Source organism: Pantoea sp. S18, from assembly GCF_045689705.1.
Classification (GTDB): Bacteria; Pseudomonadota; Gammaproteobacteria; order Enterobacterales; family Enterobacteriaceae; genus Pantoea; species Pantoea symbiotica.
Genome location: NZ_CP142688.1, coordinates 3,712,712 through 3,735,550 on the forward strand (window position 1 = coordinate 3,712,712; position 22,839 = coordinate 3,735,550).

Here is a 22,839-nt window from a genome sequence, read left to right on the forward strand (position 1 = left end):
CCCGCTCCGCTGGCCCCTTAGCTCAGTGGTTAGAGCAGGCGACTCATAATCGCTTGGTCGCTGGTTCAAACCCAGCAGGGGCCACCAAATTTAGCGAATAAATTCATATAATTAAGCCACCTATCTCAAGGTGGCTTTTTTCTTTTTCATTCAAAGTGGCGATTAAATGGCGTCACGTTTGCCAAAAGACTAATCACGCTCCAACTCACTCACCTGCCATCTTACCGAACTCACCCCTTTCTCCAGGCTAATACGGCTCACCAGGCTTTCAAGTTGGTCAGTTAACGTCGGATTACCAATCACCTCGGCACTCACCTCCATGCGATGCGGCGGATCCATGTCTTCACTGTGCAGTGATTGCAGGCGTAAGCCGCTGCCGCCGAGCGTGTGCAGCATCAAGCTGCGAACCTGAACTTCATCCTGCGCGAGGCAGATGATTTGTACTTTGTAGTGTTGTATCGCTTCGGCGGCTGAGACGATGGTTTGGCGGTTGATCCCCAAAGCCAGTTCACGCAGCAGAATGTTCGCGCACAGAATGACCATACAGCCGATTGTTGCCTCCAGCAGCAATCCCATGCTGCACAGCACGCCAATGGCGGCGGTGCACCACAAGGTGGCTGCGGTATTCAATCCACGAATGTTTAAGCCGTCCCGCATGATCACGCCGCCACCGAGAAAACCGATACCGGATACCACATAGGCTGCAACGCGCGACGCATCGGTGGCAATGCCCGGCACGCTTTGTGTCATCAGAACGAAGAGACATGCGCCAGTGCTGACCAGCGCATTGGTGCGCAATCCGGTCATGCGTTGACGTAACTGGCGCTCACTGCCGATCAGCGCCCCCAAAACCAGCGCGACTGTGACGCGCAGTAAAAAGATTTTCCAATCCATGATAGACCTCACTCCGCAGCTCTTTATTTGCGGAACAACAGGTTAAAAATGGATTACAGACAGTGCGAATACCGCTGGGAATCAGCTGCATTGTGCTTATGAAAAGGGGTGATTCTGGAAGGAAATCCACCGTCTTAACGCGCAGTTAAGACAGCGTGAAAGCTATCTTACCGCGAGGTCCTGCTGTAATCGTTTGGGACAAGTGTCCAATGCCGTTCTCCTCTTGGGTAAAAATTCGCCGCGATTCTAAAGTGGTTTGCGCCGCGTTGCCAACTCAAAAAGCCCGTTCGTTTACGTTGGGTTAAGGACAAGAAACCCGCCGAGGCGGGTTTATTTTCCAGTTTAACGTCCGGTCGTTAACCAACGACTCAGCGTGCCGGAGTTAGCATATCCGCTGATAATGGCGGCATAGCTATCAAAACGGTTGCTGACTTCACTGACCTGGTTGTTGTACAGATCGCTTTCTGCACTCAATACGTCCAGCAATGAGCGGCGGCCTAAGTGATACCACTGATCAAAGAAGTCCTTACGAATACGGTCGGATTCCACAATCAGGTTTTTGTACAGCACGGCGCGTTCCGCTGTTGAGTGTGCATTCTGGCTGGCAGCGCGTACACGGTTTTCCAGATCGCGGCGCTGCTCCTGCACCTGCTGACGGCTCGCTTCGGCACGCTTAATCGCCGCAATTTCCTGTGCATTGGTTGAACCGCCGCGGAATAAGCCCCAGCTCACGTTGAGGCCGGTTTGCCATGCCTGCTGTCGCCCGAGCTGATCTTCACGGGTGTTTTTGCTAACTGTCCAGTTGAGCTTTGGCAGACCAGAAGCTTTGATCGCCTCCGCCTCTTTGAAGGCCGCTCGCTCTTCGGCGCTGGCGCGCAAGATCAATGGATGCACGTCTAGACTAGTCAGCTGGCGATTTAAATCGCCAAAGGAAAGTGCCCACTTATCGCTGGCTGGTAAAGTCACGCGGCTGTTGCCCATCAGGCGATTCAGGGTGATTTCTACATCACGTGCGCGCGATTCGGCATTTTCCAGATAGCTTTGCGCTTGCAGCAAGCGCCCTTTTGCCTGCGTCAGTTCACTACGACGTCCGGTATCTGACTGAACAATGCCGCTGAGCATTTTAGTCAGTTCTGCCATACGCCCCAGATATTGTTTGCTGATGGCAATGACGTGCTGCTGTTTATTCCACTCAATCAATGCATTACTTACCTGCATCGCCAGATCTTCACGCTGTGCCTGCACTGATTGCAGTGCAGAAGTCACACGCTCTTCACGACTTTCAATGGTGCGACTGGTTTGGCCAAAGTCGATAAGGTTGGTCGCCACTGAAACACCTAATGATGGCGTATTCCCCTGGTATTCATAATTCTTCGTGCCACTACCAAACTCTTTGGTGGCGGATGCGGCGCTGACATCAACCTGCGGCCAGCGCTGGCCTTTTGCTTCATCTACGCTGGCTTCAGCCGCATCACCCTGAGCGATGTAGGACTTCAGCGAGGGGCTAATACGCCAGGTAATGCGCGCCGCTGAGAGAAACTTTTGACGAATTTCACTCTCGGCAACCGTTTCATTAGCCCCACCGCTCAGCGTCACCGGGGAAGTCACTGCAGCATCGGCTGAAGGCGTGCTTACAAAATTGATATTTGCCTGTGGGCTTTCCACTGGAGCATAAGTTGAGGTTTGCGCAGGTTGAGGCTGACTCACGTTCCGCGCCGGTTGCAGCGGATTGAACGGCTTTGGCTCGGGACGACGCTGTTCCTCAGTCAGGAAACCGCCACCCTGAATTTCAGTCGGCTGACTCGGGTTGGCGCTGATCGTTGCCGCACGTTCGACGGCCTTAAGCTGTTGCGGAGCTTCAGCTATCGCAGCCGGTGCGATTGGCGCAGCTGACGGCTGAACCGGCTGAGTAATAGCGGCCGCAGGTATCTGCCTTTCAGCGAAGATCGGCTGCTGCGCTGGCGTAGCGATTACTGGTCGCGCAACGTTTGCCGCAGATGCCGGTGGAGCAGACACTGGTGCCACAGGAACCGGCAAAGGCTGAGTTCGCACCGGCGCTGGAGCTGGAGCCGGAGCCGGAGCCACTGGACGTTGACCACTCATTTCCGCAAACATCATCAACTCACTGGTGGAATCAGCCATTACGTTGACAGCAGGTGCCATCACCACCGCAATACAAACGGCAAGCAGAGAGAAATGACGCGCCTGTGCATGGCGCATCTTGTTATTATTTTTCATGATTATTAACGCTCGCGGAATGCTTCTTTGGCTTTCAGGACCGGCTTCAGCAGGTAATCGAGAATGGTTTTCTCACCCGTGCGCACCTCGACGGTGGCGATCATGCCGGGAATGATTGGCAGATCTTTGTTACCCGCGTGCAGCGTGCTCTTATCCGTCAGGATGAGTACGCGATAGTAGGTATCATCCGGGCGTCCACTGGCCGCTTTTTGATCGTCTTTCAACGTGTCCGGACTGATGTACTCCACGTGCCCATCAAGTCCGCCATAAATGGCAAAGTCATAGGCAGTGATTTTCACCTTCGCAGGCAAACCAGGGCGCAGGAAGGCGACATCCGACGGACGGATTTTCCCTTCCACCAGCAACTGCTCTTCCAGAGGAACGATTTCGAGGATGTGCTCACCAGGCTGAATAACCCCGCCAATGGTATTCACGCGCACGTTCTTCACCGTACCGCGCACCGGCGCCACAATCGTGGTGCGATCAACGATATCGGCACGACCAATAAGGTTTTCGCTCACCTGGCTCAGTTCTAATTCCAGGCGGCCCAGCTCGGTGTGAGCATCAGATTGATAGCGGTTACGACGTTCAACGATTTGCGCCTGGATGTCATTTGCCTGACGCTGCATACGCAGTAACTCGACTTCCGACAACAGACCTTTGGCCGCTAATGGCTCAGCCAGATGAATCTCACGCATCGAAAGTGCGTAACTACGTTGCAATGAGTTGATGCTGTCACTTAACGCACGTTTACGCGATTCATAGGCTTTGGTTTCCTGCGCCACCACAGCTGGATCGCTCTTCACCTGCTCATCAAACGCCAGTGGTAGTGAATAGGCTTCAGCACGAAGGCGCGCAATACTCCCCTTCAGACCCACCACTTTGCTCAGGACTTCGCGATAGCTGGATTGCGCGCGCGTCGGGTCAATTTTCAGCAGCACATCACCGCGATCCACCACCGTACCTTCACGCACATTCATTTCCGCCAGAATGCCGCCCTCCAGGCTTTGAATGACCTGTTCACGACTGCGTGAAATGACCTTGCCATCGCCTTTGGTGATCTCTTCCACTCGCGCGTAGTTGGCCCAGGTAATGCCCACGCCTAACACCGCGATGATGATCCACATCACCAGCTTGGAACCGGGCGTGGTTTGTGAAAGCAGAGAAGCCTGCACGTCATTCATAAATTCGGCATCAGCGGCGGACATCCCTTTCGCGCTCTTACGCCATGGCATTAACTTGCTCATACTGCAGCCTCCTCTGCTGCTGCTTCCGCTGGCATTGACACCGCCGAAGCATCGTTAGCGGGAGCTGGCTCACGTACCGCCGGTTCAACCGCCTGACGCGGTTGTTGGCGCGCTTTATTTTTTCCTTCCAGCGCCGCCAGAACCTGCTCTTTAGGTCCGTCCGCGACCACTTTTCCTTCTTCCACCACGATGATGCGATCAACCAGCGCCAGAATGGATGGGCGATGCGTCACGACAATCAACGTGTGTCCTTCACTGGCACGACGTAAGTGCGCGAGGAACTGATTTTCCGTCATGCTATCCATGGCGCTGGTTGGCTCATCCATCAGCAGTACTTTGGGACGCGTTAACAGTGTTCTCGCCAGAGAAACCAACTGACGTTGACCGCCGGACAAGCCTTCACCGCCCTCGCCGACCGTTAAATTGATCCCGCTTGGATGACGTGCGGCGACATGATCCAAACCGGTGAGATTCAGCACGCGCAGCAGCTCATTAGCGGTAGCGTCTGGACGCCCAATCATCACGTTCTCGCGCAGCGTGCCGTAGAACAGGCGCGCATCCTGCCCGACAAAGCCAACAGCCTTGCGCCAGTCCGCAGGATCAATCTGGTTTACATCCAGACCATCGGCTGAAAGCTGGCCTTTCACCGGCTGGTAGAGACGCGCCATCACACGTAATAAGGTGGATTTACCGCTACCGATGCGGCCGAGAATCGCTATGCGTTCTCCGGCTTTGATGCTCAACGAGATATCTTTGAGGATCTCCGGGTTTGGCTTCATTGGTGGTGCCGGATAGGAGAAGTTGACGTTGGTTAGCGTGATCTCGCCACTCAGCGGAGGATCGGTGAGATAGGTTTTGCTGCTGTCACGATCGACAGGCATCTCCATCAGCTTGTTAAGTGAGGTTAATGCTGCTTTTGCCTGCTGATAACGTACCGCCAGACCAATAACCTGACCGAGCGGGCCGGTGGCGCGGCTGGCTAACATTACGGTGGCGATCATCGCACCCATGGTAAAGGTGCCTTCGTTGATCAGATAAACACCGGCAACCACCAACATCACCGTCTGGAACTGCTGCAGGAACGTCACCACGCCGGTTGCCAGCGTTGAGTAACGTTTGGATTTCATTGAGTTAGCCGATTGCAGTGCGCTGAAGTTTTCCCAGCGGCGCTGCATGTGCGCTTCACCGCCAACTGCTTTCAGCGTTTCCATACCTTCAACCGACTCGATCAGCACACCTTGTTTCAGTGAGGCGTCACGCAAATTCTCTTTCATGATGCGCGCCAGTGGCCACTGGATCGCCGCACTGACGATGATGATCAGCGGGATCATCATGAGTGGAATGATCGCCAGCGGACCGCTGATAAAGAAGATCACGCCGACAAACATCAGAATGAAGGGCAGATCGGAAATCGCCGCCAGCGTGGCGGACGCCACGAAGTCACGTACCGATTCATACTCACGAATCTGGTTGGCGAAGGTACCCGAGGAAGCCGGTTTATGCTCCATCTGGATGGAAAGCGCCTGGCGGAACAGCATACTGCCGAGCACTAAATCGGCTTTTTTACCGGCCATATCCAGCAGATGCGCACGTACGAAACGCGTGACCGCTTCGAAGATCATCGCAATGGTGACGCCAATCGCCAATGACCACAACGTCACGAATGCCTGGTTCGGTACCACGCGGTCATAAACGTTCATGGTAAAGAAGATACTGGAAAGACCGAGGACGTTGATCAATACCGCTGCAATTGCGGCGCTGCGGTAATAACGGCGATAACGCCACAACGTGCTAAATAGCCAATGGCCCTTAACTTCCGGCAGCATTTCACTGGCGCGCTCATCAATGATCGCCGTGGGCTTCGTCATAACAGCAAAGCCGGCGTAGATCTCATTGAGTTCTGCCAGGCTCATCTCGACTGCGGCCGCGCTGACTTCTGGCATCACCAGTTGGAAGCGCAACTCGCGTTGGTTCTCCTCATTGGTATGAATTCGACGTGACAGAACAATGCAACCGCCGCCCTCTTTGCGCAGCAGAATCATCGGCATTAACTGTTCTGGAAGATCCTGTAGACGACGCTCGACCATGCCGCCTGTGATACCGGCATTCTCTAACGCTGTCATGGCTTGTGATGGGGAGAGCAATGTCGCTTTTGGCAACCCTGCCACCAGCGCTTCTTCACTTTTCTCGCGTTTGTAGTGTTTGCAGATCCAAGCCACGCTTTTTAATAACGTGTCATCCACCGTGGTTTCAATACGAGCAACAGAACGCGCATCCTGCTCCACAGCATCCTGCTTCTGGTCGACCATTTCCCGACTCCTGTAAACCTGACAAAAAACGGTGAGCACATTGCCCACCGTTGCACCTGTTTGAATTGGGAAAATTCTGACAGAAGGCAGGTTTTCAGCCGTCCAAGACTTGTCTCAAACGGTTATGAATAATTGTTTAAACTCGTGACCAAGGGCGCTGAGAGGGGCTGTTTTGCGCGGCGTTACGTAGGAAAAAGCAAGGCTGTTGATGGCTGTCCTGGGCGTGTTATCTTACTGGCTCGCTTTATCGCAATCGGACAAATAGCAATGGTAAAACAGCGCGTAGGGATCGTGTTTGGCGGCAAATCAGCCGAGCATGAAGTGTCGTTACAATCAGCCAAAAACATCCTCGAAGCCATCGATAAGAGCAAGTATGACGTGGTGTTACTGGGGATCGATAAACAGGGTGAATGGCATCTCAATGATGCATCGGGATTCTTGCTCAACGCTGAGAATCCGAAGCTGATTGCCCTTAATCGTTCAGGTGAAAATGTCGCGCTGGTACCGGGAAGTTCGTCCCAGCAGCTGATTACCCGTCAGCAGGCGCAGCCGCTGTCACAACTGGATGTCATTTTCCCCATCGTGCACGGCACGCTGGGTGAAGATGGTTCGCTACAGGGCTTATTGCGCATGGCGAATCTGCCGTTTGTCGGCTCTGACGTGCTCGGTTCTGCGGTCAGCATGGACAAAGATTTCACCAAGCGCCTGCTGCGTGATGCCGGGCTGAACGTCGCCCCCTGGCTAAGCGTGACGCAGGCACAGCGCGCGAGTATTAATGCTGAGGCCGTGATTGCGCGCTTTGGTCTGCCGCTGTTTATCAAACCGGCTAATCAGGGATCGTCCGTCGGCGTGAGCAAAGTCGACAGCGCTGAAGCGTTCGATGCCGCACTGGATCTGGCCTTTACGTTTGACCGCAAAGTCTTAATCGAGCAAGGGATCAAGGGACGCGAGATTGAGTGTGCGGTGCTCGGCAACGATGCACCAGAAGCCAGCCCGTGCGGCGAAGTGGTAGTCCATGATGCCTTCTACTCTTACGATACCAAATACATCAGCGAAAGCGGCGCGCAAGTGATGGTGCCAGCAGCGATCAGCGGTGAAGCCAGCGAGGCAATTCGTCAAGTGGCGATTACCGCGTTTCAGGCGCTGGAGTGTTTTGGTATGGCGCGTGTTGACGTGTTCCTGACGGAAAGCGGCGAGATCATTGTTAATGAAGTGAACACCTTGCCCGGCTTCACCAACATCAGCATGTATCCGAAGTTATGGCAGGCGGCGGGCTTAAGCTACAGCGATCTGATTTCACGTCTGATCGAGCTGGCACAGCAGCGCCATCAGCAGACCAGCCAACTGAAAAGCAGCGTGTAAAAGGCGGACGTGGCTCAGGCCACGTCATTCATCATGCTTCGCGGCTCCATCGCCGGTGAGGTTTGATTACGGCCATTACGTTTAGAGAGATAGAGATTCTTATCCGCCGCTGACACTAAACGATTAATTACGCCAGGCCATTCACGTTCGCTCTGCGCACTGCCGCGCGCCAGACCTAAACTGGCGGTTACCGTTACCGTGTTGCCCTGAATCCAGAACTTCTCTTTAACCATCGCCTGGCGCACTGTCTCAGCAAGTTGATAGAGCTGGCTATGGCTACAATCGAACATCACCATCACAAACTCTTCCCCACCAAATCGACACACCATGCCACGATTACCGACCACGCGCTGAATGCGCCGCGCAATCTCTTCCAATACGCAATCACCGGCATCGTGGCCGAAATTGTCGTTTATGGCTTTGAAATAGTCGACATCGAGCATCACTACGCCCGCTTCCCGCTGTAACGAAAAAGGTTCATTTCTCAAACTTTCATACAAACCGGAACGGGACAGCAATTGGGTGAGGAAATCAAAATTAGCGCGCAGAGCAAGGCGATGATTCAGCTGGCGGATGGCATCCATGCTCACCGCCACCAGCAATGGGCTGAGCGCGACGGTAGCGACGCCGAGGCGTGCGGAGGTGAGATGGCTAATCGGCAGCAGCGCATCGTCACCCTGAATGTTCATGACGCCGTGCGACACCAGCACAATCTCGGTGATTCCGGTTATCAGGATCACCAAACTGGTCAACGGAATCGGCAACACGATAGCGCACCAGATCAGCGCAGGAACCGGGAATGTCAGGCTGCCTGCCCCGCCAATCAATGCTCCAACGATCAGCGACAAGATGACCGCCGCCAGCGGCAGCAGTTTGCCGGGATGCAGCAAGGTGCGCGGTGAGACCGTGCGCAGCGGGCGCGCCAGCATCACCGGCAGCAACATCAGCGAAGTGGAGAATTGTTCGCTAAACCAGTCGCCCCACGCCACGATAAAGCGCGCATTGAAATCGATATCCTGCGCCCATGCGCCCCAGGTTGCACACGCCGCCGCACCAAGAAAACAGGCGGGAAAAATGCGCATCGCATTGAACACCTGACTGTTAGCGGAAGGACGCTGCAGATGTTTGATCAGCATGCTGACCGCGACGAGGATAAACAGAATATTAGCAAAATTGACGGTAAACGCCGGTAGCGCCCAGCCGGAAAATACCGTGTCGTTAAAAACCATCGCACTGAAACACACCAGATAACTGGAAGTGGTGTGCAAAAACGGATTCCGCACTATCAGTCCCGCCACCAGCGCATTCACCGGCCAGAACAGCGAGAACTCTTCGGGGATGCGTAAATGGCTGCCGATAAAGCAGAAAAACAGCGTAATGAAGAACAGCGTGAGAGCATTCTTTTTAAAATTATTCTCTTCAAACAGCATAACGCGCATACGTCTGAACCCTGTAACCTGGAAAGTGCCGCCATCAGCCATAGGCATCAGCAAGCATTAAACCGGAAATAACCGTGCGATGATTCGGTAATTAAGCAAGTGTTCGTCATCCTACTCTGCGGCTGGGCGGCGCTCAACCTGCCATAAACAGCAGCGTCGGGCCAAATGGCATTGTGGAAACGCCAGAGACAAAGGATCAAACTTGCGGCAATTATGCCCTGTAAATGAAAAAATCGGCTATCCGAGATATCCGATTTTTCGTTTTAAAACCGCTATTCCAGCGCAGACTTATTGCTATTTCACCGCAACAGGCCACTGACTCAGACGAATGCCACGTTCACGCGCGTTTTCACCAAAGTCTTTTAGCACCGCTTTAACGTCGGGATCCATATACTCGGCGTTATCGTTATCCACAACGACCACGCTGTTTTCCGGAATCTCCGCCAGCAATCCCTGCAGTTTCGGATTGTGCATAAAGGTCAGATTTTGCTTGAGGCGTAAAACGTAGTGGCCATCATGACGCGTGAGCTGCAAGGCGTTGCGATGGCTTTTATAGATGCTGTAGAGAATTTGGGTAGCGATGCCAATTCCAATGCCGGCCAGCATGCCAAACACAATAATCCCGCCGATAGTGGCAAGGAATGGCACATATTGCTGCGGCCCCATGCGTATCTGCTCAATGAACAGGCGCGGCGTGGCCAGCTTATAGCCGGTATAAAGTAGTACCGCCGCGAGGCTGGCAAGGGGAATCGCGTTGAGCAGATTACTGAACCACAGGCCGCAGATTAACAGCAGCACACCATGAATCAGAATCGACAGCTTGGTTTGCGCGCCAACGCTCACGTTCACCGAACTGCGCACGATCACCGCAGTAATCGGCATTGCGCCCAGGAAACCAGCCGTCAGGTTACCAACGCCCTGCGCAAACATCTCTTTGTTGGGAGAAGGAGCGGGATTTTGCGGACGCAGTTTCTTCAGCGCTTCCTGGCTGAGCAGGGTTTCAAGGCTCGCGACCAGCGCCAGCGTTATCGCCACCATCCACACCGCAGGGTTCTGCCACGCTTGCCAGTCTGGCGTTTCCAGCTCCGCAATCAGCGCCGACATGCTATCGAACGCAGGTAGCGTGATGCGCGGTAAGCCTTCTGCCAGCGCCGGGAACAGACGATCGCCAAATACCGTGGCGGCACAGCCCACCAGCACCGCCACCAGCGGACCGGGCATCCAGCTCAGCGCTTTAACCGATTTAATCAGCGGCGTGGTCCACAGCCAGAGAATGATTAAACCCACGCCAGCAACCAGCATCGCGCTGCGCGAGAATTGAAATTCTCCGTTAACCAGCGACAGCAGCTCGGCATCGCCGGCCGCGCCGAATGCCACCGGAATTTGCTGCATGATCAGCAGAATACCAATCGCCGCCAGCATGCCTTTAATCACGCTGCTCGGCACCAGCGCGATAAAACGTCCGGCACGCAGTAAGCCAAACAGGCACTGCAACACACCCGCCAGAATCAGCGCGGTGAGAAAGGCGGAAAAGCTTCCTAGCGTGGCGATCGATGCGACCACAATCGTCACCAAACCCGCCGCCGGGCCGCTGACGGCAAAGCGCGACGGGCTCAGCGCAGTAACCAGCAAACCGCCAATCACACCGGTTAACAGACCAGCAAAGGGTGGCAATCCACTCGCCTGCGCGATGCCAAGACAGAGCGGCAGCGCGACCAGAAACACCACCAAACCAGCCGGAATATCCTGACGAAGCGTGCTTAAATTCATGGCGTTGATTCCTCTGCAGATTGCTGAATTAACCGCTCTCGGCGCTGGAAAGCCAGACTGCGATTTATCGCTAATAAGGGTTTCAGGGGCGTCACAATAATCTTATCCCAACGTTTAAAAATATCTTTTTCAGGTAAATAGCGACGTCATTTAACGCGGCTATGGAGCGCAATCGAGGATTAAAACAGAACTTCCTCACAAAAATTGTTTATAGACGCTTAAGCATAGTGTTGCATCAGGAATATTTCTGAAGTCGACAAAATGCGTCTTTTTGTAAACAAAACTTCAATAAATGTATGAATTAGGTAAATTTATGCAAGTAGACAAGCATTGGGCGAGATCGATAAAAATCATTATTAACAGTTAAATAAGGGCATCTTTAAATATAATATTCGTGATGCAATTACAAAAATATACACGTAATAATGCTGTGCCTTTCAAGTGGCGATAAGAATTAAACCTTTTGAGCTGGGAAGATTCCTAATTATAAAATTTATGATTAGTGTGATTCACTGCCATTGCGTCAGCAAGGCAATATAATTCACTGTTCATTCTCATCAAATAAAGTAAGAGATCAGGAAAACCGTGAGGAGAATAATAGTTACGCAGGAGTGTAAATATAACTGGACCTGAAGAGGGCATGAATGCGCCTGCCTAAGCAGACGCTATTTCACCTGCCGAATTATTTACCGTTCCACGCTTTCATACGCGCTTCACGTACCTGCAATTGCTGTTCAGGCGTCAGTTTGTTGTAGTTTTCTGCCATGCCACTTTCCCAGTCGCCATACAGCGGGTTCGGTAACACGATGAATTGGGTGCCAAAAAGCTGATGGTTGAGGCTCACGAACTGCTGACGCTGCGCATTTCCCTGATGCCAGGTTGAACCGCCAAAGTCATTCAGGTTGTCGCCCACATACAACACCACGTTGTAACCGGCGTTTTTCACCGCATCGAAGCGCTCTTGCTTGTTGGAATTGCCGGTGCTCAGGCGCACCGTCTTCTCACTCACGCCGCTGAAGCCCAACTTATTCAGGTTCTCCACCGTTGCGGCATAGTCTTTTTGATCGCGGTTGGAGATATAGAACATAGTGCCACCGTGGCTGTTGACGTAGTTAGCAAACTCCACTGCGCCCGGCACGGCGGTTGCCTGACGTGCCTGCGTCCACGCTGACCAGGTTTTACCCGAGAAGGGCTGGCCATTTTTTGCCTGCCACGCGCTGTAGGCGCTGTTATCGATCATCGTTTCATCTAAATCGACGATAACCGCTTTCGGTTTACCCGCCAGCGATGGCGCCTGATCAAAAGCCATGCGCGCGCTGTTAAACGCCTGCCAGCTCAATGCCTGATATTCGCCGGATTGCTGGAACCAGTTCACTGCCAGTACCGATTGCTGGCCGAGCTGTTGCTGAGCCTGCTGTTTGGCAGGTTGCGCGCAACCGGTCAACGCCAACGCGATTAAGCCGGACGCCGCCAGCAAAGTGGTTTTCTTCATCATTTCATCCTTAAGTGATTAGGGTCAGTTTTTGTAAAGCTTTAAAAATGTAGCAGTTAACGTAAGCTGTGGGCAGCAGAATGCAGCCGTTTGGTGAGAGGAGACACTTATGGCACAGCACCCGCACAGCGGACCACGATCAAGACTATTGAATGAGTTTTCCTGGCTGGAATATGCCTTTCAGCCGGCGGGCCAGCCCGTTCCAGCCAATGCCGCTTACGGCCAACAGCGTCACAGCGCCAATGTGCTGCTGGCTAATCAAAACATCCCGCCTAAGCGTTGCGAATCAGATGGTTTGATTGGCGAAGATCATCTGCCGGTCGCGGTGTATACCGCCGATTGTCTGCCGGTGTTATTTGCCGATCCGCAACAGCAGCAAGTGGCGGCGGTGCACGCCGGATTAAAAGGCACGCTCGGCGGCGTGTTGAACAACGCGATTGATCGTCTGCTGGAACGCGGTGCCAGCCGTGCAACGCTGCGTGTGATCATCGGTCCGGCGATCGGCCCGTGCTGCTATGAGCTGGGTAACGATCTGGTGGCACAGATGCAGGATCGTGACGATCTTCCGCCGTTACCCTATTCCACTCAGCAGCCGCATAACGCACAAGCGATCCGTCCGCAGGCGCGGGCCCAGCAAGATGGAATCTGGTTTGATTTGCCTAATCTGGCGCGGCGCTTGTTGTTACAGCGGGGAATAGTGGCGGAACATATTGAGATGTTGAACGTCTGTACTTATTGCATGGCGGAATCGGGTTCCAGCTATCGCTACAACACCCATTTTGACAGCGGCTATCAGTCACGTTTCTCGTGGATCCGCACGCGTGGTTGAGGGCTTCACATCCTTGTGAAGCCTTGTCGATCAGTGAATTATCGCATTGAGCGCCAGTACGCCGGCTAAACCGAGAATTGAGATCAGCGTTTCCATCACCGTCCAGGTTTTCAGGGTTTCCACCACGCTCAGGTTAAAGTAGCCCTTAAACAGCCAGAAGCCGGGATCGTTAACGTGTGAAGCGATCACGCTGCCGGAACCTACCGCCAGCACCATTAAGGCCGGATCGGCGTGCGTGGCGGCGATAATCGGCGTCACAATACCGGCGGTGGTGATGGCGGCCACCGTGGCGGAACCCAACGCCACGCGCAGCATCGCTGCAACCGTCCAGCACATCAGCAGCGGTGACAGTGACGAGCCCTTCATCATATCGGCGATGTAGTTACCCACGCCGCTGTCCACCAGTACCTGTTTGAACGCACCGCCGCCTGCGATGATAAAGATGATCATGGCGATGGCGGCAATCGATTCGCCGCACATATCCATCACTTCTTCCATCTTACGGCCATTGCGCAGCCCCAACGTCAGCACCGCAATTACCACCGCGATAAATAGCGCTACCGCCGGATTACCGATGAATTCGAAGAACTGACGCAGCGCGTTCTCTTTCGGCGTGGTCAACTCGAAGACGGCGGCAATCGCCATCAGTACCACGGGAATGACTGCGGCAAAGATACTGATACCAAAGCCCGGCATCTCCTCTTCGGTGAAGATTTTTGGGTTATACAAACCTTCCGGTGGTGACTTCTCAAAGCTTTTAAGGAACTTCGAGAAAACCGGCCCGGCAATAATCACTGTTGGAATGGTGATTATCATGCCGTAGAGCAACGTTGTACCGAGATTGGCGCCAAAGATGGTGGCAATCGCCGTTGGGCCAGGATGCGGCGGCAGGAAGCAGTGTGTGACCGAGAGCGCGGCCACCATCGGCACACCAACATACAGCAGCGGCAAACCGGCAGCCGCCACGATAGTGAATACCAGCGGCAGCAGCAGTACGAAGCCGACCTCATAGAACATCGCCAGCCCGACGATCAGTCCGGTCACTACCAGCGCCCATTGCAGCCGCTCTTTACCAAACGCGGCGATCAACGTGGTGGCCACCCGTTGAGCGGCACCGGTATCGGAAACCAGCCGCCCCAGCATGGCGCCGAAGCCGAGGATCATCGCTAATCCGCCTAACGTGGAGCCGATACCTTTCTGGATCGAGGCCATCACATTCAGCGGCGTCATGCCTTCGGCGATACCGACCACCGCCGAGACAAACACCAACGCAATGAAACCATTGACCTTAAATACAATCATCAACACCAGCAGCAGTATCACACCCAGCACAATGATGGTTATTGGCATTTTTTATTATCCTTAGGAATACAGAGGGGTGATTAAGGTTTAGGCGCGGCCCGACGATAACGCCAGCCGCGCACAGGCATCACACGGCGACGCGCATGCCACCGTCAACGAACAGTAGATGCCCGTTAACGAAGTTCGACGCACCTGAAGCGAGGAATACCGCCGCGCCAATCAGCTCTTCCGGCTTGCCCCAGCGTGCGGCTGGCGTGCGCTTGGTGAGCCAGCCAGTAAAAGCAGGATCGTCAGCCAATGCTTGAGTCATCTCAGTAACGAAATAGCCCGGCGCAATAGCGTTGACCTGAATATTGTGACGCGCCAGCTCTACGCACATGCCGCGCGTCAGCATGGTCACCGCGCCTTTGGAGGCCGCGTAAGGCGTGATGGTGTCGCGGCCTAATTCGCTCTGCATCGAACCAATATTGATGATTTTACCCTGCTGACGCTCAACCATTTTTTTCGCCACGGTTTGTGAAACCAGGAATACGGCGGTCTGGTTTACCGCAATGACGTCATTCCAGTCCTGCTCCGGGAATTCCAGGAAAGGTCGGCGGCGCTGAATGCCGGCATTGTTCACCAGCACATCAATCGCGCCCCACTCCGCTTCAATCTCATCCACCGCCTGCTTCACCTGCGCCGATTGGGTGACATCAAACGCTTTGGCGTGCGCACGTAATCCGAGCTCGCGCAATTGGGTTGCAGCTTTCTCTGCGCCTTCATGCGTGGTGGCGTTGACGATCACTTCGGCACCGGCTTCCGCTAAGCCGCGCGCCAGCAGGAATCCAATGCCACGCGCCGAACCGGTTAGCAGCACACGCTTGCCTTCGAGGGAAAATAACTGGCTCATCACTGCTCCTTAGAATGTTAACTGAACTTTAGCGGCACGGGTTTTATCGCCGGCAAACTGCAGCGCGGCATCAATATCCTGCAAGGCGAACTCGCCGCTGAACAGCGGCAACGGATTTACCACGCCAGTAGCCAGCCATTCGACGGCGGTGTTGAATTCATGGGTAAAGCGGAATGAGCCGACCAGATTAATCTCTTTGGCAATCAGCGCCATGATCGGGAAGTTTGGGATGGTGCCGCCCATACCAACCTGCACCAGCGTGCCTTTGGCGCACACCACATCAAGGCAGCGCTGCAGCGAAGAAGGATGACCAGAGGCTTCAAACGCCACATCGAAATAGCCTTTGTCGGCGAGGTATGGCGCGAAATTGCCCTCTGCGGCATGAATCACGTCGGTTGCGCCCATCTGCTGCGCCATCTCCAGTGAACGCTCGCTGATATCGCTGCACACAATGGAGGCAGCGCCGCGCGCTTTTGCTGCCGCCGCAATCAGGCAGCCAATTGGCCCCACGCCCGAGATAAACACGTGCTTGCCGGTGAGATCGCCCGCCTGCTGCGTGGCGTGAATGCAAACGGCCAGCGGCTCAGCAAATACCATGACTGTTTCATCAGCATCCTGCGGGAATGGCACGCATTGCGCGCTATCTACCACTTTATATTGAGTGAAACCGCCATCAACGTGCGGCACATACATGGCGCTGCCGAAGAAGCGCATAGTAGTGCACTGGTTTTCCTGATCGCGCTGGCAATATTTGCACGCACCGCAGGGCTTGGAGGGATTAACCGCGATTTTTTGCTCGGGTTTGAGATTCGGGTTATCGCTCTCAACTACGTAGCCGATCACTTCGTGGCCAAGAATCATCGGCATTTTGATCTCAAAACTGCCGACCTTACCTTCCTGATAGTAATGCAGGTCCGAGCCACAAATGCCGCCGCGCGTAATGCGAACCAGCGTACCTTTGCCGTCCCATTTCACCTGCTGCTGCGCAACGCTGACTTGTTTTTTTCCAGTGATCACGCCGGATTGCGTATCGATATTCATAACGTCCCCATAAGTGCTGTCGCAATGGGGGTCATCAGACCGGGTTATGCAGCTTTAAACTGTGACAAAGATCACCTTAAAACATGTTACGAGAAGGTGTTACCTGGAACGTGAAGCATGTGATGTAGAAAGGAAAAAAGGCGGCCGTAATTGGCCGCCGCAGAACAGAATTAATAGCCTGACATCAGGTCGTGGCTGTATTTGAATAGCTCAGAATCGGAGCGCAAACCGAGTTTTTTCAGCGCAGATTGTTTCTGTCCGCTCACGGTTTTACGACTGCGTTTAAACTTCACGGCAATTTGCGACACGCTCAAACCGTCGAGGAAACAACGTACCACTTCCACTTCGCGCGGACTGAGGGTTTTCACCTTCTCATACATGTTGCCTTTGCTGCTGAAATCGAGGCTATCATCCAGTGACTCTTCGCTCATTACATAGAGATTCTCCACTTCGTAAGCGACTTCTTTGGACAAGAACAAACGTCCCTGCGCCACCTGACGAATCGCATGCGTAATTTCCTGCATGTTGTGGCTTTTACCAATAAAACCTTTCACACCCGCGCTGAGCACCATTTTGACGATGGCAGGACTTTCCATTGAAGATGAGATGAGAATTTTTTGCTGCGGATAGTGATTACGCAATTGTTTCACCAACGCCAAACCATCCAGTTCACGCTCACCCAGCAGGAAATCCAGTACCAGCACATCAACCACAGTACTTCTTAGCTGATTAAATAATTCATTACTTGAAGCCCAGGTTCCCACCAAATGAATATCGGGCTCATGTTTTAAACACAACTCGAAAACGGTACGGACCATTGGGTGATCATCAAGGACAGCAACACGCACTTGTTTATTGTGTGCATATACCATTTATATATTCCTTTATTACAGTTTTAACTTTGTCCAATTGTGATAACCACACCAGCTGAAGTGACCTGATGATATTAATATGTAAAGATTGAGATAATAAATTCATCTCAGCATTATAATTTCCCACACGTTTTCGCCAGAAAATAGATTATTCACGTCGTTTAACTGGCTTTCAATTCTCAGCGCAATAGATTTTTATGTTGTCCACTCACGTTAAACTGCGAAAATTCTGACTTAACTCCACAATAAGACCACATAAGAATTGTCTTGAAAGGACAAGACATAGTTAACACTTTGAATAAAATGAACAATTAATAAAATCGAGTTTTTGAATGCTCAAGCGTTTTCTTTAACGACAGGTTGTTTTTTTGAGAATGGTCGCAAAATATTGACACTATTGAAATAGGGGAAGAGAAGTATATAAATATCTCTATACTCCAATGTCCTCACTGTAATTAATATCATTACTTTTCTCGAGATGTTGCCGTGTTCAATTCGCTCGCAAGTTTTCGCCGGACAGTGCTATTGCTGGCCGCTTTATTTTCCTGTACATCATCTGCAACGGAAAAAACACTGCAGCTTCTGGCTCGATATGATACTGCGCAACCCGCATTGCAATTAGCCGAACCCATTCCTTCGGAATTTCGCAACAAAGTGATCAAAGTCGCAGTAGCGGGTCAGCCGCAGCCTCCTTTATTTATGGATACCGACACGCGACGTTTTGAAGGGCTGAGTGCCGATTATCTCTCCCTGATACAAAGCATGCTCGATACCACCATCGAGCTCTATTACTATCCTGATCACAGCGCCGCGCAGAAAGCCGTGCTCAGTGGCGAGATGCAGATGCTGGCGATCAATGTTGTGTTACCCACTTCATCGCCACAACAGTTGATCTCAAGTGCACCATGGATGTTGGATTACAGCGTGGTTGGCTTTAAAGCAGAACACGCAATCAGCCTGAGTCCTTCACAGGGCCAACGTATCGCCTGGTCCGGAGCACCGCAACGACGCGAATATCTGGAAAGTAACTATCATGGCGACCAACTGGTGCGCTTTCCTGGCTATTATGATGCAGTTGCGTCCGTGGTTTTTAATCAGACTGGGCAGGTTTGGGGAAATGCCGCAACGCTAAATCATCTCAACCGATATCTGTTTGCTAATGCGCTTAAAATAGCGCCAGACGCACACAGTATTCCAATGAACGTTAGCTTTGGCATTAGTCCACACTTTCCCTTGCTGGCGAAAGCGGTTGATAAGGCATTGCAGCAAATTCCGCTGTCTATTCGCATGCAGATAGCCAAACGCTGGCAGCTTGATGTTCACCATGTTTTGCAACGTAATCCACTCGCATTAACCCTGGAAGAGGAGCAGTGGCTGAAGGATCACTCACGTATAAGCACCTTATTACCGACCAAATTAGCCCCGTTAAGTAGCCGTACAGCGAAAATGCCCTTCCTCGGCATGAGTGTTGATGTGCTGGAACTGATCGCCAATCTGACCGGTTTGAATTTCAGTAATCATGCGTTGGGAGCAGCATCACCTTCCAGCGATAAATATAATTCTCCTCGCCTGTTTCCCATGGATATCCTGGATCGGGAAGACGAGGCGCATCCTCAGTTAACAACCCGACCATGGCTGGTATCGCATTGGGTGATCATCCGCAATCAGAAACCCCGCAATATCGTCGGACGCGATTCCTTCCCCTTTGGCTCAGTACTAATGCTGAGCAATCAAACGATGAAAGAGTGGATGTTGCAGCATTATCCCCACCTTAGTTTAGCTAACAGTGATGATCCAATTGATGCCCTGCGCCAGTTGCAAGAGCACAAGATTGATGCCGTAGTGCTGCCAAAAATTTTTGCAGATTATCTGCTACGTAATCATTTTGGCGATGCGTTACATGTTGAGAGTACGCTGGGTGCCGATCCAGCACGTTTCGTTATGCGTGTTGAGCCCGGTAATGAAATGTTGGTCAGCATTCTCAATAAAGCCTTATTAGCGATCCCTCCAGAAACACTGTTCAAACTGCTGGCGCAGTGGCGGCAGGCAGAAACCCCTTTTATTAGCGCTTCATGGCAGAACTATAAACAGGCGATACTGATGATTGTTTCAGTTTCGTCCGGGCTGATTGTGCTTATTTTGTTGTGGAACCGTCATTTGCGTAAGGTCATTCAACAGCGCATTCAGGCCGAAAATGCGTTAAAGAATCAACTCAATTTCACCCATACTCTATTTAATGAATCGCCGGTCGCGATGTATATTCGCGACAAAAATACCCGGTTGGTTGACTGTAACAAAGCCTATTTGCGCTATATGAATTTCCAGCGTGAAGAGGTGATTGGCAAACGGCTATCCGACGTATTTACGGGCAATAATGCCAGCATCCAAAGTATTGAAGAGGGTTATCAGCAAACCTTGCGCGATGGCGAAGCCGTGATGCGCGATATCCATATGGTATTTGATCAACAACCTCTCCAGCTCTACAACTGGACATTACCTTTTCGCGATCGTCTCGGCGATGTAGCAGGCGTAATTGGTGGCTGGCTGGATGTGACCGAACGTAATGCGCTGTTGCAGGAGTTGCAGCTGGCAAAAGATGCGGCGGATAAAGCGAATCGTTCCAAAAGCGAATTCCTCGCCAGTATGAGCCATGAGATCCGCACCCCGTTGCATGCCATTATTGGCTTGCTAGAGCTGGAAACACGTTCGCAGTCCACGGATTCACTTTCAGAGAATATTCGTGTTGCCTACAGTTCAGCACACGCATTGTTATCATTAATTGGTGATGTACTCGATCTTTCAAAGATCGAATCCGGTATGTATCAACCCACGCCGGAAACTGTCTATTTGCCGGATGTCATTGAGCAAGCTGTCGCACTGTTCCGCAACAAAGCCGAAAGCAAAGGGATTGATCTACGTGTCGAAATGGATATCGCCGCCTATTGGGTGAAAACCGATCCGCTGATGATCAACCAGATCCTCTCTAATCTTTTAAGCAATGCTATAAAATTTACGGAAGAAGGCACAGTTACCGTGGTGCTGATGCAAGGTATCGCGCAGGAAGAGGAAGGCAGCGAATTTGTCATTGAAGTGAGCGATAACGGTTGTGGTATGACGGAAGATCAACAACATGCCATTTTTGAACCCTTTGTCCAGGTCGGCGAACGCCATCAACAGCAACTGGGCACCGGATTAGGATTAAGTATTTGCCGTAATCTTGCGCACTTGCTGGATGGCGAGCTGATTGTAGAAAGTGCACCGGGCGAAGGAGCGGTCTTCTCTTTTTATTTCCGTGCACCGCAAGGAGAACCACGCGATCAGACCCAACCGCATCTGTCGCATCCTGTGTTCTCTGACAAACTCTCAGTGTTAGTTATTGACGATCATGCTCCCAATCGCTTGCTACTCGGTAAGCAACTTGAGTTATCAGGCCATCAGGTGGTGGTCAGCGAAAGTGCTGCCGAAGCGCTGGCGCTGTGGCAGCAAGCGCCACTGCGTTTTGATTTAATCATCACCGATTGCAATATGCCGACAATGAACGGCTTTCAGTTTGCTGAGGCGCTCCGCCAATATGAGCAACTGCATCATTTACCGCCGATTATGTTGTACGGCCTAACGGCCTCGGCCGAACAACACATCATGCAACGCTGTTTGCAGGCTGGCATGAATGACTGCCTGTTTAAGCCCCTGAATCTGGATCGTTTACTGGCGCAGATTGAGCATTGCACCCGACGTGGCACGACGGACTCAAAGCCATCGCCTGCCGCTGAAGAATTCATTCAGGATGATGATGGTGCAGAAAGCGCTATTGTCGATCTCCCTCCACTGTTAACCCAGTTGGCTGAACGTGATGTTGAAAGTTGCCTGGCGTTGATTGCCAGCATCCGCACCAGCCACGAAACGTTGCTGGCAGAATTACAGCAAACTCAGGAAGCCAGTGCGCTGTCACAACTCGGCCACAAACTAAAAGGAGGTGCCGCGATTTTGAATGCGCATGCTCTGGTGAAATTAGGTCGTCAATTAGAGGTGCACCGCGAGGAGGCATATGATGCGCAAACATTAATAGCGAAAATTACAGTGGAAATAGATCGTGTAAATCAAACGCTATTAGAATTTTCAGAACTTCGCCTGAAAAATCATCACTTTTCCTAGAATCATAATCTTATCGAGACATTTCTCGGTTCGCCCTATTAATCCGCCGGACATAATGACCGTCAACGTCATCATTATGGTGGCGTTAAAGGGAGAGATATGTTTAATGCAAAAATCCTCATCGTTGATGAGCATCGTTTGGTTGCCGCCGGCGTGCAGGCTTTATTATTAATGAATGGTTTTAATTGTGTCACTACTGCGCACACAATTAACGATGGAATTGATGATATCATTCATCATCACATCGACATACTAATATTAGATCCTGACTTTAAAGAAAAAAATGGCATCGCATTTTTACGAGATATCGTTAAATCAAAAACCTGGATGAAAGTCATTCTAATAAGCCAGGGTGGAAATAATCACTTATCTATACAATCACTTAGCCAGGGCGCTAACGGGTTCGTGTCAACCTACGATCCCATTCAAACCCTGATCGCCGCGATTGGTTGTGTCTCTAACAACGTGAATTATCTGCCTGGTGACATTCTGGATAAGCGTCAGCGTTATGCGAATGAGCAAGACATGCTTTCTCGCCTGACGGATCGTGAAAATTTGATTTTACGGCAACTCGCACAAGGAAAATCAAATAAAACCATCGCTTGCGAGCTGGGATTAAATAATAAAACCATCAGTACTTATAAAACAAAAATATTCCAAAAACTTGAGTCAAAAAACCTGGTCGATATCATCGAACTCGCACGTCGTAATGGAGCGTGCTAAAAGAAAAATCAAGACTAGTCTTGCGGATAAACAGTGTAGTGACATGGCATGATGTGCCTTGTCCTTACCCCGGACAGTTTTTAAAAAGATTGAGTTTTAAAGGAATTAATAACCACAGAGCTAATTTATTAGCCCCTTCTTCATGCTATTACAGGGCGAGTAGGTTTCTTCCCGTGCCTGGCGAAAGAAGTCCGATACTTTCGTCTGCGACTTACCGCCCTGCTTTTTTTTGATGCTTCTCACAGGCTGAACGCCACATACTTCCTTCCCTGCAAAA

15 protein-coding genes and 1 tRNA gene are annotated in these 22,839 nt (G+C 51.9%); 5 read left to right on the forward strand and 11 right to left on the reverse strand.

Features of this window, described 5'->3' with window-relative positions; all coding sequences use genetic code 11:
• The first annotated feature begins 11 nt into the window (after window positions 1-11).
• Window positions 12-87 (forward strand) — tRNA-Ile (locus VIJ98_RS17175).
• A gap of 102 nt (window positions 88-189) precedes the next feature.
• Here VIJ98_RS17175 and VIJ98_RS17180 read toward each other — a convergent pair.
• The 4 genes from VIJ98_RS17180 to VIJ98_RS17195 all read right to left on the reverse strand — a co-directional run bounded on the left by VIJ98_RS17180 (window position 190) and on the right by VIJ98_RS17195 (window position 6,688).
• Window positions 190-894, reverse strand: coding sequence for an MgtC/SapB family protein (locus VIJ98_RS17180; protein WP_323275195.1), 705 nt, complete (start codon window positions 892-894; stop codon window positions 190-192).
• Between the two features lie 342 nt (window positions 895-1,236).
• Window positions 1,237-3,132: a TolC family protein gene (locus VIJ98_RS17185; RefSeq protein ID WP_323275196.1), complete on the reverse strand. Its 1,896-nt coding sequence runs from the start codon at window positions 3,130-3,132 to the stop codon at window positions 1,237-1,239.
• Window positions 3,133-3,137: 5 nt separating this feature from the next.
• Window positions 3,138-4,379 (reverse strand): HlyD family type I secretion periplasmic adaptor subunit, encoded by a 1,242-nt coding sequence (locus tag VIJ98_RS17190; protein ID WP_008103450.1) that lies wholly within the window; start codon window positions 4,377-4,379, stop codon window positions 3,138-3,140.
• A complete protein-coding gene (locus VIJ98_RS17195; protein WP_323275199.1) occupies window positions 4,376-6,688 on the reverse strand; it encodes a type I secretion system permease/ATPase in 2,313 nt (770 codons plus the stop codon). Before VIJ98_RS17195 ends, VIJ98_RS17190 begins: the two co-directional genes overlap by 4 nt.
• Before the next feature lie 267 nt (window positions 6,689-6,955).
• On the opposite strand from VIJ98_RS17195, the gene ddlA reads away from it, so the two are divergent.
• Window positions 6,956-8,050 carry a D-alanine--D-alanine ligase gene (ddlA, locus tag VIJ98_RS17200; protein WP_323275201.1) on the forward strand — a complete coding sequence of 365 codons (1,095 nt, stop codon included), beginning with the start codon at window positions 6,956-6,958 and terminating at the stop codon, window positions 8,048-8,050.
• Window positions 8,051-8,064: 14 nt separating this feature from the next.
• Here ddlA and VIJ98_RS17205 read toward each other — a convergent pair whose 3' ends face one another.
• The 3 genes from VIJ98_RS17205 to VIJ98_RS17215 all read right to left on the reverse strand — a co-directional run bounded on the left by VIJ98_RS17205 (window position 8,065) and on the right by VIJ98_RS17215 (window position 12,751).
• Window positions 8,065-9,489: a sensor domain-containing diguanylate cyclase gene (locus tag VIJ98_RS17205; protein WP_061720376.1), complete on the reverse strand. Its 1,425-nt coding sequence runs from the start codon at window positions 9,487-9,489 to the stop codon at window positions 8,065-8,067.
• Between the two features lie 294 nt (window positions 9,490-9,783).
• Window positions 9,784-11,259 carry a SulP family inorganic anion transporter gene (locus VIJ98_RS17210; protein ID WP_323275205.1) on the reverse strand — a complete coding sequence of 492 codons (1,476 nt, stop codon included), beginning with the start codon at window positions 11,257-11,259 and terminating at the stop codon, window positions 9,784-9,786.
• Window positions 11,260-11,941: 682 nt separating this feature from the next.
• The gene (locus VIJ98_RS17215; protein ID WP_323275207.1) at window positions 11,942-12,751 is read right to left on the reverse strand and encodes a 5'-nucleotidase, lipoprotein e(P4) family; all 810 of its coding nucleotides are present in this window, start codon (window positions 12,749-12,751) and stop codon (window positions 11,942-11,944) included.
• A gap of 109 nt (window positions 12,752-12,860) precedes the next feature.
• On the opposite strand from VIJ98_RS17215, the gene VIJ98_RS17220 reads away from it, so the two are divergent.
• The gene (locus tag VIJ98_RS17220; RefSeq protein ID WP_323275209.1) at window positions 12,861-13,580 is read left to right on the forward strand and encodes a polyphenol oxidase family protein; all 720 of its coding nucleotides are present in this window, start codon (window positions 12,861-12,863) and stop codon (window positions 13,578-13,580) included.
• 30 nt (window positions 13,581-13,610) lie between these two features.
• Here VIJ98_RS17220 and VIJ98_RS17225 read toward each other — a convergent pair whose 3' ends face one another.
• The 4 genes from VIJ98_RS17225 to VIJ98_RS17240 all read right to left on the reverse strand — a co-directional run bounded on the left by VIJ98_RS17225 (window position 13,611) and on the right by VIJ98_RS17240 (window position 17,687).
• Complete coding sequence (locus VIJ98_RS17225) at window positions 13,611-14,930, reverse strand: gluconate:H+ symporter (RefSeq protein ID WP_008103467.1); 1,320 nt, start codon at window positions 14,928-14,930, stop codon at window positions 13,611-13,613.
• A 79-nt stretch (window positions 14,931-15,009) separates the two neighbouring features.
• Window positions 15,010-15,774, reverse strand: coding sequence for a gluconate 5-dehydrogenase (gene idnO / locus VIJ98_RS17230; protein WP_323275212.1), 765 nt, complete (start codon window positions 15,772-15,774; stop codon window positions 15,010-15,012).
• Between the two features lie 9 nt (window positions 15,775-15,783).
• Entirely contained in the window at window positions 15,784-16,815 is a 1,032-nt protein-coding gene (idnD, locus tag VIJ98_RS17235) for an L-idonate 5-dehydrogenase (RefSeq protein WP_323275214.1), read from the reverse strand.
• A 170-nt stretch (window positions 16,816-16,985) separates the two neighbouring features.
• Window positions 16,986-17,687: a response regulator transcription factor gene (locus tag VIJ98_RS17240; protein ID WP_008103473.1), complete on the reverse strand. Its 702-nt coding sequence runs from the start codon at window positions 17,685-17,687 to the stop codon at window positions 16,986-16,988.
• A gap of 486 nt (window positions 17,688-18,173) precedes the next feature.
• Between VIJ98_RS17240 and VIJ98_RS17245 the strand changes: the two genes are divergently transcribed.
• A complete protein-coding gene (locus VIJ98_RS17245; protein WP_323275217.1) occupies window positions 18,174-21,839 on the forward strand; it encodes an ATP-binding protein in 3,666 nt (1,221 codons plus the stop codon).
• A gap of 99 nt (window positions 21,840-21,938) precedes the next feature.
• Window positions 21,939-22,562 carry a response regulator transcription factor gene (locus VIJ98_RS17250; protein ID WP_008103476.1) on the forward strand — a complete coding sequence of 208 codons (624 nt, stop codon included), beginning with the start codon at window positions 21,939-21,941 and terminating at the stop codon, window positions 22,560-22,562.
• The last annotated feature ends 277 nt before the right edge of the window (window positions 22,563-22,839 follow it).